This is a genomic window from Achromobacter xylosoxidans A8 (assembly GCF_000165835.1).
Lineage (GTDB): Bacteria > Pseudomonadota > Gammaproteobacteria > Burkholderiales > Burkholderiaceae_B > Achromobacter > Achromobacter xylosoxidans_B.
On the sequence record NC_014642.1, the window covers coordinates 210,969 to 225,880 of the forward strand.

Genomic DNA, 14,912 nt, shown 5'->3' on the forward strand with positions numbered 1-14,912 from the left:
AGTTTGTTCAACGGCGCCCTCCCATTGCGTTCGAAAGGGCGTCGTAAACGCCGTCCATCGATTGATTCGATCTGTATGACATCGGTACGTTGTTACTCGGCGGATGGCTCACGGACCCCAGCGGCGGCTGTGTTGACCCAGTGGAGGGGAATGTCGGCGGTGTGTAGACCGGGGGGGTCCGACCTGGCAGCTGGCCGCCGGCATTTCGCGAGACGCTCTCCCAAGATGGGAAGCTGGGCAGCCGCCCTTGCTTTGCCTCTCGCGTCATGCGGCAGGCCTCCTGATTCAGGCTCTTTACCACTCCACTCAGGTCGATGTTCTTCCCTCCGATGTTGATGGAGTTGCCTACGACCTCCGCGAAATCGACCATGCACTCAAGCATCCGCTTTCCGGAGTTCGAGATGTCCTGATCAACTGTGTCGATCTGTTGATCGCTCTGCTGGCGGCGCTTCTCGATAGCCTCATCCAATGCAGGATCGCAGGCCTGATTTGCCGCCTGTGCACCGATATGCACCATGAGCAGAGCCAAGGCGCTGGCACGACGTATCCCACCGGACCGGTTCACTTTCTTCAAAATTCTCAACTCCGTTCCCGTTCCGCCGGTCGTTCCTGCTGGCGCGGGACTTCCGGCGTAGATTCCTGTAAAGGCTCACCCAACCGCATCAGTGCTGGGGCGCTCCTTTCAATCTCGTTGAATTGCTCCCTTGCCTTTCGCTCAACCCCCGCCATGACCGACTCGAATGTGCGACCGAGAGCGTTTGCACGAGCACGGCCAAGAAGGTCGGGGGTGGCCTCCGCGCGAAGCAGACGCGTCGTCTCGGCCCTATAGATGGCGCAAAGCAATTTCGAAGCGCGCGACAGCGCTCCTTCGCGCCACTTGGCCAGGACCAGTGGCGAGGCGATATCTGGATCAGCTGCATCGACGATCCTGCGAACCCCTTGCAACAGGCTATTGCGGACTACCTCAAGAGGTTGGCCGTAGGTAAACGGGCGATCCGCATCAGGGTCTCCCTCCCTCAGGTCGAAGAAGCGCCCGTAATGCAGCTTGGGATCTTCGAGGTTTCGCTGAACTTCCCACGCGATGTCAAAAGAGGCTGCGCGCAGCCTGTCCTCGGCATACTGTCGCTCGCTCTCCACGCTGCCGTAGTCGGGGGTGGCCTGCCCCAGAAGATCAAGGACCTCCTGAGGGATTAGGTCTGCACCGGCGTCCAGCACGCTTTGCGCGATGGCGCGGAAGGAATCTGCTGCCACTTTGCCCGTACTGCTGTAGTGACGGGCGAGTGCATGTGCAGTCTCTTTCAGCATGGTCGCCTGAAGCGAACGACGTACCTGCGTGCCGCCGGCCGCTGCAGCCGTCAATTCGCGCGAAACACGGTGAGCTTCTGTGATGAGGCTTGCCAGAGCCTGTGGGGTTGGTTCGCCGGCTCCTGCTTGGCGACCTCCACCGCCCTCGACCACTGCCGACACAAGGCGGACCAGCACACCAGCTGCGTGTCGATCGGCGATAACCTGGCTGTTCTCAGAGACATGACGTACAACTGCTTCTGGCTTTGCTGTAGGCAGATCTTGTGCTTGCTGCGCCTCACGTGGTGTTTGCGCCGGCTGGCGCGCACCGCGGACAACAGCAGCTCGTTCACGGTCAACGGGCTGACGCATGGAGCCGCCGTCGCCCACAATGCCGTCCATTCCAGGGATTCTGAAGCCCCCGAATCTAGGTGCAGAGACAGAAGCCCCAGGAGGAGCCTGGGTGGAGACGTCGGCCCCCTGTTGGGTCGAGCTGATGGGCCGACCTGGGTCGGCAGCGCGCAAATCGGCTCCCACTTCGGGGGCCACGCGCGGTGGTGGTCTGTTCTGGCCTCTCAGATCTTCCCTTTGTGCTGCATCAGCACGGGCAGCTGCAGTTCTGCGGTCCAATGCCGGCGGCGGTTCAGGGATCCTTTCGTCCGACTGGAAATCGGCCGGATCAAGCTGCGCCAAAGTCAACTGACTCTGTAGTTGTTCCACCCCCTCGGGCACCGGCACGACTGGAGGTGCAGCACGGTATCGGCCAAGACGAGCTTGTTCGAGAAGACCAGCACTAGGCATGAGCATGCTCCTTGGGCACCTGCTGCTCACTCTCAATGAAGATCAGCGGCACGCGTGTAGCGGGCCATTCCGGGGTGGCGGGTAGGTACAGCACATCGTCCAGCAGCTGCACTTGAAGGCTCTGGTACCAATCGACCATTTCCTCCACCTCGATCACCTGACGTCTCTCCCAGTCCAAAAGAGAGTCTGCGGCGCGAGCTATGGCCAGCATCCGATGCAGGGAAGCGAGATCACGGCCCAGCAACGGCCAATGCACCGCTAACCCGACCAGGCTCTCTGGTTGGACGGTGAACGAGGCGCCCGTAGCAAAACCTCGAAACTCCGGGAATAGCGCTTGCCAGACACGCTCAGCCTGGAGGGCGACGAGGGGCCCCAACACGTTGCTTTCCAACGCGTCGTCGCAGGCGACAATGCTGCGTCGATCCTGGCCATCCTCCTGAATCGTGAACGTCAGCCCGGCTTCAGAAGCGAGGCGCCTGAGCAAACGTCCACCACAAATGAATCGGTTGTCCATTCTCTACATGCGCCCCCATCGTTCCTGCGGCAAGTGAACTTGGGCTTCGGCAACGTACGCGGCCTGGTGCTCTTCGCTATCCGCCACCTCCCGAGCTGCCAGATCGGCCTCCTGCTGTTCGACTGCTCGCCAGTAGCGATGAATTCCAGCACTCGCAGAGGAGGCGTCCTCGGTAATCCGGGCCGCCCACTGTGCGGGTGTGAAGTGGTCCAGGGGAGGACCGAGCCAATCCAGAACGGTTTCGAAGGGAAATGGACCATCAGCCTCAGAAAAGTACGCAAGGGCTGCGGTCTTAGCTTCGGGCGTGCGCGCATGAAGAACGTCGTCAATCGCGCCCATAAGCATTGAAGCGGCAAGCTTGCGAAAGCCACCCTTGTGGAACCGATCTTCCTCGGCCGATGTGAGCTCCAAGACCGGCCCATGCATGTTGTAGATCTTCTCGCGAGCCTCCTCGGGAGCCTCCTGAACGGCGCTGGGCGAGGCTTCGAGGCTGAAATGCGTCCCGAAAATATCCTCAGCGACTGCGAACAGGTCCAGCTGCCGGGGATCAAACGGCATAGTGTTCTTCTGCTTCATGCGGTCACCTGCACCAGCTTGGCGATGGACTGACGGCGCACGCGAAGCTTCTCTGCCGTTATCCCCAGCCGGGCAATCAGCTCCATATCGGTCTCATCGGTACAAAAGAAGTCCCGAAAGTCCTGGCGCTCCTCGGGCGTCCAATTGACCGAGCCCTTGACGACACGCGCAAGGAGACTGGCGGAAGTGGTGGGCCGGGACGATTCGGGCGTAGGGGCAACGGACATATCGATTCCAAAATTGAGAAAAGTGGTTCACAGGACGGCCGACTAGGCGGCGGCGCGCCGGTTGTCATCGAGAAACTTCACGACGTACTTGATGAGCTGCTTTTGCTGGTCTATCACCGCGCTGGCGGGAATCTGACCCTTTGCAACCAGGGAGAACAGGAGCTCCCACTGCGCGGTAACTGCAATGCTCGTGAGATGCGACGGAAGAAGGCCGAGCATTTGGCGTCCGATATCGGATATGTGGACCGTGCGCTTTTTACCCTGTCCCGCCTCGAACAGCAGGCCCATGGCGAGCACTTCAGTGATGGCGCTCGCCCGGGTTCGGGACGTGCCGATTCCCTCCGTTTGGGAGAGAACTTTGCGCACCTCTTCTGCCTGAGCGCGAGTGGGGTAATCCTCATCGCGCACATACCGATGCGCGTTCAGCATCGCCTCCGCAAGCGTGGCCTGGTTGAATGCGCTAGGCGGGTCCACTCTCTTGACGTCAATTCGGGCGCCCACCGCCTGAATCTGCTCCCCTTCGCGGAACCGGGATACATCCACCGCGTCGCCGGCTCCCTCTGAGTCATCGATGGAGAGGTCGGAGATCGCGCGCCAACCCGCGCGTGTTGGCTTGCGTGCGAGAGCCCGGAATACATCCTGCCCAAACTGCACCGTCAGCACCGTCGAAAGGTACGTGTACGGCCCCAAGAACTGCGCCACATAGCGGTTCACGATCATTCCGTACAAGGCAGCTTCTGCGTCGTTTAGGCCGACCGGTTCACCTCCAGTCGGCGTAATCGCGAAGTGTTCGTCAACCTTGCTGTCATTGAAGGCACGAGACTTGAAAGCGGGATTGGCAAGCTCCAACGCCTTATCGAGGCCGGGTACAGCACCGGTCGCAAATCGCAGTGCGTGCAGAATCTCCGGCGCTCGCTCGTGCATGTTCTCCGGCAAATATTGGCAATCAGTGCCAACGTAGGTGATGAGCTTATGTTTCTCGTAGAGCTTCTGGGCAAGCTCCTGCACTTCGCTTACTGTGAGGCCCAGCTTCTTTGAAGCCTCGACCAACAACGTTCCCATCGAGTATGGCAGTGGCGCAGGCTCGCCTTTCTCCTCGACGGAAGCATTGGTGATCACTCCCGGCTGTCCGCGCGCGACATCAGCCACGATCCGGTCGGCCAGCACCTTGTCGACCAGCTGCCCCTTAGCGTTGAAACCCGGCGCCCCTTCCGAACCCAGGCGTTTGAACCAGCGCAATTGCGTTCGATCTGCCAGCTGAGCTATGGGAACAAAGGCGTCATATGGAACAAATGCGGCAATTTGGCGGTCTTGCTGGTCCACCAGCACAGCAATGGCGATTTTGACTCGTCCCAATCCGATGGACGGTGCACCGCGCTCGCGACGTACCAGGGATTGAACAGCCATCGACAGATTCATGCCCAAGAGGAAGTCGCACTCTTCCCGTGCAACAGCCGCGGCGCGAAGATTCACCCAGAGCTCCGATCCATTCGCCTCGAGCGTCTGCACGGTCTCCATCATGGCCTTGTCATCGGTATTGACGATTCGCACGCGCTTGAACCGCGACGCGGCCGGATCCTGCTTCAGCCTGCGCATGACAATTTCGTCGAAGATCAGTTGCCCTTCCCGATCCGTGTCGCAGGCATTGACTACTTCCTTGGCCTTGCGCAGCAACTGTTCTACGAGCTTCAGGCGTACCGATTCCACCGGCTGGCCGCCGCGCGTCACAGGCTTTCCGTCGCGCCCTAGCTCCGGCTTTGCCACATACAGAAGCTCTGGAGGAAACCACGGGAGAAATCCGAAGAAGTCCCAACGCCCCAATTCCTTGCTTTGCTCAACATAGCGCTGGTAGCTTTCGTAGCCTCGTGGAAGCACCATTGACAGCATGTGGCCGAATACGCTCGTAACTGCTATGGACTTTCCGTTCCAGTTCAGCAAGACGAACCCGTCCGCCCTGCTAGTAGAGGAATTGACCCACTGCGCCCCCAGGCCGCGCATCGCCTTCTCGATCACTGCTTGGTTGCTAGGTTTCTCCGCAATCCATAGCTCATCCAGCTTCGTCAGGTCCGTCGCCATTTCGCCGCCTTTTTGGTATGAATTGTAATTACTATTCATATTGTATAAGGGCTGACGACAGAGGACTGACGTGGTGGCCGGGAATTTGGCGCCTCCCAACCACCACTAACATTGGACGCTACATGGCTGGCGCTTCGGTCCTCTCCGGCGGAAGGGCGCTGAGCCCAGGATTCTGCAGCCCGGTAGCGGCTGCATCCTCGTCTTCTATCGGGTCAGCGGACTCCGCTTCGCCGGAGTCAAAGGAATCTCCTACGAGTGCTCTGTTCCTTTCCCGGCGGGCGGCCTGGGCGTCCAGAAGCCGTTGACGCTCGGGCGCCAGGCGCTCTGCCACCTCCTGGAAGAACACCACTTCTGATTGCCGAGCCAGCTCTGCCAACTTCATATCCTGGGGCCGGACGTACAGCTGCAGGCCAACTGCGCGGATGACCAGACCGATGAATCGGGTGCTCGCTGCTCGGTCCGCCGGCAACGCGAACATGACCGTCGTCTCCTCCTGGTCACGCGGGGTGCGCGCCGCCTGAGCGGTCAGAGCAAGGGGATAGGGAACATCTGGATTCTCCGCCTCCCAATCCCGGCGATCCGCGTCCATCGCTGACTTCACCATTCGAACGAATCGGGCTTTTTCTCGCTTTTCGACCCCAAACGCGACCGCCCCCTTCCCATCATGGGCGTATGGTGCGATCCCAAATAGGTCAATCAAGCTCTGCCGCCTTTCGCCTTCAAACATCGCCGCCTTGAAGGACATCGGTACCTGCAACGTCCGCCCCGGCAGGCGTTCGTTCGGAGGCAGCCGGTTGGCCCAGTCCAACGTACGGTGCACGAAGTCGGTGATCATCAACGGGTTGTGCAACCGGATGGGAATCCGGTGCATGTTGATGTCCTGCCGCCCAAAGGCGGTCGCGCGCACTTGGATCGCGCGGTGCCGCTGCCCCGTTTCGTCGGTGTAGGTTATGGCCATACCTGCCTTGGTGGCCTCGGCCCACTCCGCAGCCTGGAAAAGGTTTCCCGTCAAGAGCTTGCGACGCAGGGTAACGGGGCCAGGGGTGTGATCGCCGAATCTGCGTTCCAACCGAGCCGCCTCTCCTCGCGAGTCGAAATCAAACAGGTGTGTTCTACCCACCTCCACTTCGGGGAACTCTGGGGCCATTCCGGCCCGTTTGAACAGCGATGCTGCCGTCAGGACGGTAGGCTTCTCATCCCCTGGCTGCACAAGGTGATATTTCCATTTCGAGAAGACGGCTGCGTCCTCGGGAGACGGAATCTCAACCTTCGCCACCGTCATTGTGTTGCCCACACTCCAGAAGGTTTGACTATTCGAGCCGGCGATCTCCCGCAGGGTGAGCTCCGCACCAGGAACCAGGGAAGCCATGACCGACCGCAGGAATAGCAGACGCCAATGCGCTTCCTTTACACCGTTGTCGTCAGGTTGCGCCAGCGCCTCCTCGACTGACGCACAATCCATGCGCTGCAGCGCGATGATTCGCTTTCCTTCCAGAATTCGCCCTGCGCTCTCCACGATCGACGACAGGGACACCTGATGCAGACGCTCATCCGCCGGCATGTAGACACGCTTGAACATCTCTGCCCAGGTCGCGCCCGTCGTCGGATCTCGGCGCCCGATCACTTGAAGCGTAGGGCCGCCATTCTCGTCAAAGCCCAGCCGCAGCTCTCCACCACTATCTCCCTTGGACTGCCACATTGGAATGTACGGTGCCCTGCGCGGAATGTATGCAACGAATCGATCGAAGACATTCTGGCCGCCCCGCCGGATCCGAATCGGCACCCAAGCGCCAGCCAAGGCCGAGCGCCAGTCATCAGGATTCACGTTGCCACCCGCCGGGTCGCCCTCTCCGATGGTCCCATTGTTGGCCGCAGCCGCCGCCTGCTGCAGTTGCTGAAGGATGTCGCGGGCCTGCCTGGCCCTTCGCACGCCGACCGCTTCAGTCTCCTCGCGGCTATAGTCCGCGACAGCCATCACGCGACCGTTCCCGGTCGGCGCAACCGGTTGAAACTTTGCCTTTTGCTCCGCGACCAAGGCGGCGTTCGATTCTGCAATGGTCTCCTTCAATGCCGTCCAGCCAATCGGCTGATAGTCCTTCACATACTCAACTGTCCGTAAGAAGACCGGGCCGTCGAACGCCGAGAACAGTTCCTGTGGAATCTCACCTGACGGGCCCCACGCACGTTCCTCCTCGATTGTCCGCGCCCGCCAGTCGCGGTTGCGCAAACTAGCGCCCCCCTCTCCGGAGAGCTCCCGGCGAATGACGGCATCGTCATACGCCGCAAAAAGGTCATCGTAGACCTTGTCCTGGTCGTCAGGATGCAGCAATGCGATCCGCTGAGTAACCAGGTTGGCCAATCCGGTGCGCTCCTTCACTTTGGCTACTTCGATGCTCAAACGGCTCATCACGCCCGGATTCTCCAACAGATACTCTTCGCACACCTCATCGCCGACGCTATTCAGCATGTCCGGAACCTCTCCGATGAGCGCGGCATTCTCCCGGCTGGACCGCACATTCACCGAGAGCCCAGCCAGCTTTCGATTCTGCATCATCAGGTTCCGCAATTCAGCCCGCTGGCCAGTGGTCATGATGCTTAGCATCGGCCCAACCACCTGATCGAATCGATTAACCCGCCCGTACAGCTGCAGGCGCACAGTGGGATCTTCCTGGATTTGATACTCAATCAGCTCACGGCGGTCCTGATTCGGGAAGCGCGGTGATGCATGCATCGAAAGGCCCGTGGCGCCCGCACGATTGAGAAGGGCGACGTCAATACGTCCGTCGTTGAACGCGCGCACCGTTGCCATGACATCGGTCTTCTTCTTCGCCCGTTTCACCACCCTCCAGGGGCCGGAGAACCCTCGATATGGGTTCCCCTGATCGTCTACGGCACCAGGGCGATGAAGAGCAAACTGGCGACCCGAGATTTCACCAACTCGGAAACCTGCCTCCTCCAACCGAACGCGAATGTAGTCTGCGGGGCTGATCGGCAAATCTGGCAAGGCTTCAACTCGCGCCAATATTGACTCGACACCACGGCGGTAGGCCTCCATCTGACCTTCGCTCACACCTGGCACCGCAGCGATCGACACGAGCGTGCTATCACCTGTTCCACCAACGTCTGGATCATTCCCCTCTTGCACCTTAACGCCCCCGAGCCGTTTCAGGAACATGTGCATGAGGTCCTTCAACATCGGCATGCGGACATCGGGGACCACGGCTACCCGCCGTTGCGAACTCACCAGGTCCGCCAAGGCTCGCACGGCATCATCACCGTCCTGTGCCGCAATGGATGCCTCGATCCGCTCTCGCTCTTCGTCGATAAACCGACGAACTAAAGCCTCGCCAGTGTCATCGAACACGATTACGGGTCGGCGGCCCGCGCGAATTGACTCTATCGCGCGATCTACGGTGGCGTCGGCAAGCAATGCCCCTAGCGTGCGACGCATGGCCTGATAGAGAATTCCCCCGGTGGAGAAGCTGTTCTGGAAGAAGCTCCCCTTGGAGATTGGGCGCCCAATCTGCTCAGTTAGATCACGCCGCTCTGCTCTTGCCGCGGCAACACCTTCAGAATCGCCGATGCTTTCTAAGTCCTCAATCCGCCTGTCGAGCTGCTCCACATTTAACTTTGCTTGCTCAACCCATGCGTTCCGCCCTTCCTGCGCCGCCCTCAAGGCACCGCGAGTCGCACTATTGGCGCGATGCAGTAGCTGGTCGACCTCGCCGCTGAGAAGGGACATCATTCCCAGAACTTCAGACACTTGAGTCATCAGCGCTCGATTTCGATCGTAGTGCGAATCATCGACTAGCACGTTCGCTTCAAGCTTGGAAAGATCATGCTCACGCCGATAGAACGCGCCGTCTCGCGCGAGCATCGAAGAGAACACTTCAGCGAACTCCTCGCCTCCTCGCTTCATGGCAGCCGTCACCTGCCCGATGTTGATCGACTCAGGGAATGCTCGCACGTAGATGTGAAGGTTTCGAACCGACTTTGCCCACGTGGCAGATGCCAGTACTAAACCCCAGCTTCGTTCCCCGAGCATTCGCACGTAATCGGCAGAGTTGCTGTCGCTGCCGGCGGCAATATGGGACTCGTCGAGAATGACCAGCGCGTTTGGGCACTGCTTCAACAACCAGGCCGCCTTCGTGCTGTCCTCTCTGCTGATCTGCGAATAGGTGAGCATGATCAGATTCACGTCCAGGTCCCCGAATGACAAGTCCTTCTCTAGGATCTCGCTCATCCTGTCGGCGGGAGTAGCGCTTACCAACACCTCATTGTCAGCCATGATGTCCAGGACATGCCCATCAGAGTTGAGAGGCATTGGGCGAAAGCGCGCCCATTCGTCAATGTCGATCAGGTCTCGTGCCAAGTCTGAGAACAGGTTCGCCCGATCGGTCACGAAGATGACGGGCCGCTGCTGTTTATTGGCCCACACTGCGGCCGCGGCGATCTGCCGGCCTTTCCCAATTCCCGTATCGTCTCCGACAATGATCCCTCGGCCCTTCTGCAGCCGGCTGATCATCATGGCAATGCCGTCCACCTGCTCCGCAGAGAATCGCTCTGCCAGCGTTTCCATGCCCATGCCGAGCTCGTATGCGACATACTCGTCAACTGAGCCCTGCTCTTCTTCCACCCTGGCGAGCGCGTAGTTCAAAGACGCCTGCAGGTTCTTTGGCACCATCGTGCGTGCCTCGCCCACGCGAGAGAATGCAACGTACGGACGCTGCAGCTCATTCTCGAGCGTGCGATCGCTGATCCGAACGACATCGTCGGACGACGGGCGTTGCCCACGGGAAACGAGCAGCTCGTCGACCACAGTCTTCAACTCGTCCCAGCTGTGACATGCCTTTGGCGCCGGCAATTGGCCAGGTTGCTGGCCAGGCACGAGTGGCGCAGCGATGATCAAGCGAGCACCGCTTTCAACACCGGATGAACGGGTCAATGCCGACGGTACGTCCAGTATTGCCTCGATTTCCACTTGAACCCGGAATCCTTCCAGGATTTCGCGCTGCTCTGGAGTCAGTACACCCAGCCGTGCCCCCTCTGCATGGCGAACAACGAGCGCTATTCCCCCGCCAGGTCGCACCCTGGCAAGCCCACCTAGCATTTCACGCAGATCCTGGTCGACGTTCTGATTGCTGCCGTTCGGCCCCCAGGAAGACTGCAGAATCATGAAATCTAGTTGATGCCCTTCCTCTTCATCAGGGTGCAGGGCATCCCGCGTTGCTGGGAGGGCCCGTTCGATCACTTCAGAAGGAGCGATGACCGCGAAGTCTGAGGGGACCATGAGCGCCCCAGCGCCCACGAAGTCCCCGGAAATTAGAATGCGGCGTTGTGCCCGCTCGCCTTCCGGCAAGTCCTGCGGAGTGTCCTGATGCAGGCCGAGTGCTTGGTTTATCGCCAGAGTGAGCGGCAATGGCAGCCATGGCTCATCTCCCGCCCGTGGCCGAATGGCCATGAATTCGGTCAGCCGAATTGAATCGCCCCACGCCTCGACCGGCGTTTCGTAGCGCTCCTGCAGGTATCGGAACTTAGCTTCCTCGATTGCTCGCCGGACGTTGGGGATGAGATGCGCGGCCGCCTGCTCATTCGAGGGCAGGACAGCGCCGATGAACCGGTCCAGATCACCCTCGCGCTGCACCTCACCCAATTCGATACTTCGGATGAACCCGTAGGCGCAGTCGACGAGCGCTTCCTCGTCAACGGCGCGAAGGAACATCGAAGAGTTGCCGCGGCCCGATTCACTTTCGTACAGCAGAGATTCGTTCTCAGTTGCGAGAAAGCGGCCTGACCGACTTTCGAAGACCCGCAAGCCTCCACTGTTGCGCCCGAGGTAATCCGACTCCTGAAGGGTCTGGCGGATCTCTCGCAGTCGCTCCTCTTCTGCTGCAGCTACAGCCGGCGCTGCGGCCTGCTCAGTCGGTCGACGCAGTTGGATGACGACCGCAGAAACTTGCATGTCGCGACCGATCGCGTTCGGCCATATCCGTTGAAAAACAGCGGCGGAGGTTGTCGATCCTGATGGAAACGGCATCATCAGCAAGGCTCCGCTGCGACTCGAAGTGAATCCCAGCTCGTCGATACCCCTGCGAAATGCTCGACTTTGTGGAGAGACCCCCTCTAGAACAAGGTGACGGCGCCCTTGATGATCCACCAGAAGTCGCAACCGGGCTCCAGCAGGGTCCCTTAGATCGATCCATTGCATTTCCGCTCACTCCCTCTCATTTCCGCAACTTCGGCTCTACCAAAAAAATGGGGCGGGACAACTTGCCCGCCCCCTCACATGCGTGATCCGGCCTTCAGGCAGGACTTAGCCTCGCTGGCTCTCGTAATTCGTGTTCCCGCGAGAAACGGCCCGATGATCAGGTTCCGCCTGGTGCTCCGGCCCATCCAGGTAGTCGGGAAGATCGTCGGCGGAGATCGGTGCCGTATTGGCGTCTCTGTGCGTCTCCGCTTGGCTTCGGCGGTTGAATGAGATCTGCATCGCTTTCAGTGCCATCGACATCCACTCGCGCGCCTCGGTGAAGTCGCGATGGTTTGTCGGTCGGCCAGTGGTTGGGTTTATGATGAACGGCGTTTCCGGCCCCTTCTCCATCGGGTTGCCCTCGCTATCGACGCCCCAGTTCGGCTGCTGAATTTTGTAGTCATTCGCAAACACGGGGACCGCTAGTTCCGCCTTCTGACGGACGTACTTCTCACCGGTGTTCCGATCAGTTCCAGTAGAGCCCTCCTTGAATACGTAGGCCATGATGCGAATCTGGTCATCCGGTCGGCAGGCAAGAAGTTTCGCAACGAGATGCCCTGCGGCATAGCTATAGCCGTCAGGTCCTCCAGTGGCGAACTGCAAGGCAGTGCCTCGCTCTTCGCCTTCATCCTCGAAGTACAAGGTGCACGTTTCGATCGCACCGTTAGGAATGGACTTCGTGCGGACGCTCACGTGACGGATGCGGCCGCCAATTCCAGGGACTTCGGTGAATTCGCTGTAGTCGCGATTCGGAAGAGCCATGCCCAGCGGGGCCTTCGCGTTTGTGCCGAAGGTCAATTGAACGTAATCCGTGGGTCGGTTGCCGTCTCTGCTCGTGATGATTGCCATTTGGTCTCTCCTGAGAATTTCTGCTGCCGGTTAGCCTGTTTCTCGCTCTGTTGAGCGGTGAATGCGTGCTGAAGATTCAGAGCCCTCCAAGGGCTCCATCGGGGTTTCACTGAGACTGGCATCGCTTTGATGGCGGAACCAATCCATACTTTCCACCCAGTCGCCCACTCGGTCGGCAACGCCGGTCGCGCTGCGCCAAACGGGCCTCTCCGTGATGACGAGGCTGGGATCGATGTTGCGGTCGGCCAAGGCCTGATGGACTTTCGCAGGGTCAAGCTTGCGACGAATCACCGTATTGATATCAATACCGGCAGCCGCAAGAGCACTTGCCACCGCATCAGGGTCCAGCTCGTTCTTAGCCTTGGCGTTTCCCGCATAGCGACACTCGGCGATTACCTCGGCAGGCAACCGTTCCGCAAGCCGCTCTTCATCGATTACAGGTGTGGCAGAGCAGCTCATTACCTCTGGGAAGCTCAGCTTCTCGGCCCCCATTCGCTTGTTGCTCAGATCGAGCAGCCCGTTCAGCGATTGCTTTACCGCCTCGGCCTCCTCGTTGACCCTCTTTGCCACTCCGCTGAGCATGGCCAGCCGTTGAACGAGTGGAAGCGCCGCGGCCCGCAGTTCGTCAGTGATGATTCGCTGCTCTTTCACCACATAGCGCGGAATGCGACCTTGCAACACCTCACCCCAGTAGTACTCGCCTGTTTCGCGAATGGCCGCGCAGAGTTCGCGATCCACGGGAAGAGCATTCAGGTGAAGTTCGCAATTTTGGTAATCGAACTGAACCAGGAGAAGACCGTCGACTTCAATGCCCTGCTCTTCACAGAGAATCGCCCCCTGATTCATTTGCGCGGCATACTGAAATGAAATGTCGTCGGAAGCATCAACGGATGCTGGCGCCTTATAGTCGGCGAGGTATCGCCCATACAACTGGTGTCGCTGTCCGTCTACAACCAGCGGGAATGGACGGCGAAATCGACAAAGTTCATCTGGCGAGTAGCGCATCCAATTCAAGCTGCCAACCGCATTCTTCAAGCGCTCGAATTCACTTGGAAGACGCTCTGCGCTGCATTGGGCGTAGAACAACTGTCGGATGACGGGCTCCATCACGGTGCCGCGATAGGTGCTCTCGTTACCCTCGTCTGGGAGCTTTTTGAGCAGTTTCCCGAGCGCCCAATCGTGCGCTGAGAACTCGAAATCGGCTCGAATGTTCCAACGGTTCCTAACAAGCCCCCCAATCTCACTTCCGCCGATGCCGGATGCCCGACGCATGTGCCACACAGCCTCTTTAGGTCTCACGTTGGCCATGTAGTCGATCCATTCCGCAGCCTCCCGGCTGTCGATGGCCGCGCGCTGCGGCAACGCATCGCAAATGGCCCAGAGCTCACGCGTCAGCGCAGCGGTAGCATCAGTAGTTTCGAAGCTAGTAGGCATGGGTCAGGTCGTACCGTTGAAACCGAACAGCCGCCGGTTGGGCTAATATTTGTAATGAATTCTAATGCTAATCCATACTGACGATAGCGCCCGACCCTTGGGAGACGGAGCGCCCGCTTGGCGAAGGAGCCCCACTTGTTCATAGACACGAACGCTCAGGAAACTGGCGCTCCCCTCTCCACGACGGACTCCGTTTCACCGGAGTCCGAGGTTTTCTCGTCCAATTTGGGCGAAGTGGATAGCTTTCAATGAGCGCCGCGGCACTACTGCAGCAAGAGGCATCTCTTCGAGCAAGGATTGCGACCCTGGAGTCGGAGGTGGCTCGTCTGCGTCGCACGATCGAGCGGGCCGGCCTCTCCGCCGACGCGCCACCTCAACAGGTCTCGGAAATGATGCACAAGCGAGACCACATAGCTATCCTTCACGAGCACAAGCGGACGATCCGGAAGCTCAATGACGAGCTTGCCCGTGAGCGCGCCGCAAACCAAAGGCACGCGCCGATGGAAGAGGTACCAGCTTCATTGAAGGACGAACCAACTTCCCTGAAGGACGAGTCCGAGAACACTCTGGAAGAATCGGATTCCATGAGCCAACAGAAAAACTGGAGCCCCCTATGAGTGCAGCCGCTGATGGGTACAACCCCAAGAGTTTCAGAGAAATGAGTGCATGGGTTGGCGCCGCAGGTGCACCCAGCCAAGTCGAAGTTACGTTCGACGGCCAGGTGCGTCGAGGCGCAGAAACTCCAGTCCGGGTCGACGTCACGCGCGCGCTTCTTACGGCCTGGGCAACTCTCGCCTTCGGAATGGAGACACTTGGTCTGCGCTACGCAGAATCCCGCCGCAGCACCGGTCTGCCGGAACCTGGCGGGGCGCTTATTCTGTCACTCGATGAGAGCAACGGAAGC

General features: G+C 59.6%; 10 protein-coding genes. 1 reads left to right on the top strand and 9 read right to left on the bottom strand.

Translation table 11 applies throughout. The features are described from left to right. Nucleotides 1-7: 7 nt before the first annotated feature. The 9 genes from AXYL_RS33875 to AXYL_RS33920 all read right to left on the bottom strand — a co-directional run bounded on the left by AXYL_RS33875 (nucleotide 8) and on the right by AXYL_RS33920 (nucleotide 14,008). Nucleotides 8-565, bottom strand: a complete 558-nt coding sequence (locus AXYL_RS33875) for a hypothetical protein (protein WP_413772880.1) — start codon at nucleotides 563-565, stop codon at nucleotides 8-10. Between the two features lie 14 nt (nucleotides 566-579). Next, complete coding sequence (locus AXYL_RS34710) at nucleotides 580-1,686, bottom strand: hypothetical protein (protein ID WP_148260787.1); 1,107 nt, start codon at nucleotides 1,684-1,686, stop codon at nucleotides 580-582. A gap of 391 nt (nucleotides 1,687-2,077) precedes the next feature. After that, nucleotides 2,078-2,599: a hypothetical protein gene (locus tag AXYL_RS33890; protein WP_013397339.1), complete on the bottom strand. Its 522-nt coding sequence runs from the start codon at nucleotides 2,597-2,599 to the stop codon at nucleotides 2,078-2,080. Between the two features lie 3 nt (nucleotides 2,600-2,602). Continuing rightward, a complete protein-coding gene (locus tag AXYL_RS33895; RefSeq protein WP_013397340.1) occupies nucleotides 2,603-3,175 on the bottom strand; it encodes a hypothetical protein in 573 nt (190 codons plus the stop codon). Next, nucleotides 3,172-3,402 (bottom strand): hypothetical protein, encoded by a 231-nt coding sequence (locus AXYL_RS33900; protein WP_013397341.1) that lies wholly within the window; start codon nucleotides 3,400-3,402, stop codon nucleotides 3,172-3,174. Before AXYL_RS33900 ends, AXYL_RS33895 begins: the two co-directional genes overlap by 4 nt. A 42-nt stretch (nucleotides 3,403-3,444) precedes the next feature. Beyond that, nucleotides 3,445-5,478, bottom strand: a complete 2,034-nt coding sequence (locus tag AXYL_RS33905) for a DNA topoisomerase (protein ID WP_041657828.1) — start codon at nucleotides 5,476-5,478, stop codon at nucleotides 3,445-3,447. Nucleotides 5,479-5,596: 118 nt separating this feature from the next. Beyond that, a complete protein-coding gene (locus AXYL_RS33910; protein ID WP_013397343.1) occupies nucleotides 5,597-11,518 on the bottom strand; it encodes a strawberry notch C-terminal domain-containing protein in 5,922 nt (1,973 codons plus the stop codon). Between the two features lie 273 nt (nucleotides 11,519-11,791). Then, complete coding sequence (locus AXYL_RS33915; protein ID WP_013397344.1) at nucleotides 11,792-12,574, bottom strand: hypothetical protein; 783 nt, start codon at nucleotides 12,572-12,574, stop codon at nucleotides 11,792-11,794. A gap of 30 nt (nucleotides 12,575-12,604) precedes the next feature. Continuing rightward, complete coding sequence (locus AXYL_RS33920; protein WP_013397345.1) at nucleotides 12,605-14,008, bottom strand: YqaJ viral recombinase family protein; 1,404 nt, start codon at nucleotides 14,006-14,008, stop codon at nucleotides 12,605-12,607. Nucleotides 14,009-14,256: 248 nt separating this feature from the next. Between AXYL_RS33920 and AXYL_RS33925 the strand changes: the two genes are divergently transcribed. After that, the gene (locus tag AXYL_RS33925) at nucleotides 14,257-14,625 is read left to right on the top strand and encodes a hypothetical protein (protein WP_013397346.1); all 369 of its coding nucleotides are present in this window, start codon (nucleotides 14,257-14,259) and stop codon (nucleotides 14,623-14,625) included. The last annotated feature ends 287 nt before the right edge of the window (nucleotides 14,626-14,912 follow it).

Bases quoted from the DNA above. Each gene is read 5' to 3' on its own strand.
- AXYL_RS33920 (WP_013397345.1), bottom strand. From the start codon at position 14,008: ATGCCTACTAGCTTCGAAACTACTGATGCTACCGCTGCGCTGACGCGT.
- AXYL_RS33910 (WP_013397343.1), bottom strand. From the start codon at position 11,518: ATGATGCCGTTTCCATCAGGATCGACAACCTCCGCCGCTGTTTTTCAA.
- AXYL_RS33890 (WP_013397339.1), bottom strand. From the start codon at position 2,599: ATGGACAACCGATTCATTTGTGGTGGACGTTTGCTCAGGCGCCTCGCT.
- AXYL_RS34710 (WP_148260787.1), bottom strand. From the start codon at position 1,686: ATGGACGGCATTGTGGGCGACGGCGGCTCCATGCGTCAGCCCGTTGAC.
- AXYL_RS33900 (WP_013397341.1), bottom strand. From the start codon at position 3,402: ATGTCCGTTGCCCCTACGCCCGAATCGTCCCGGCCCACCACTTCCGCC.
- AXYL_RS33905 (WP_041657828.1), bottom strand. From the start codon at position 5,478: ATGGCGACGGACCTGACGAAGCTGGATGAGCTATGGATTGCGGAGAAA.
- AXYL_RS33925 (WP_013397346.1), top strand. From the start codon at position 14,257: ATGAGCGCCGCGGCACTACTGCAGCAAGAGGCATCTCTTCGAGCAAGG.
- AXYL_RS33915 (WP_013397344.1), bottom strand. From the start codon at position 12,574: ATGGCAATCATCACGAGCAGAGACGGCAACCGACCCACGGATTACGTT.
- AXYL_RS33895 (WP_013397340.1), bottom strand. From the start codon at position 3,175: ATGAAGCAGAAGAACACTATGCCGTTTGATCCCCGGCAGCTGGACCTG.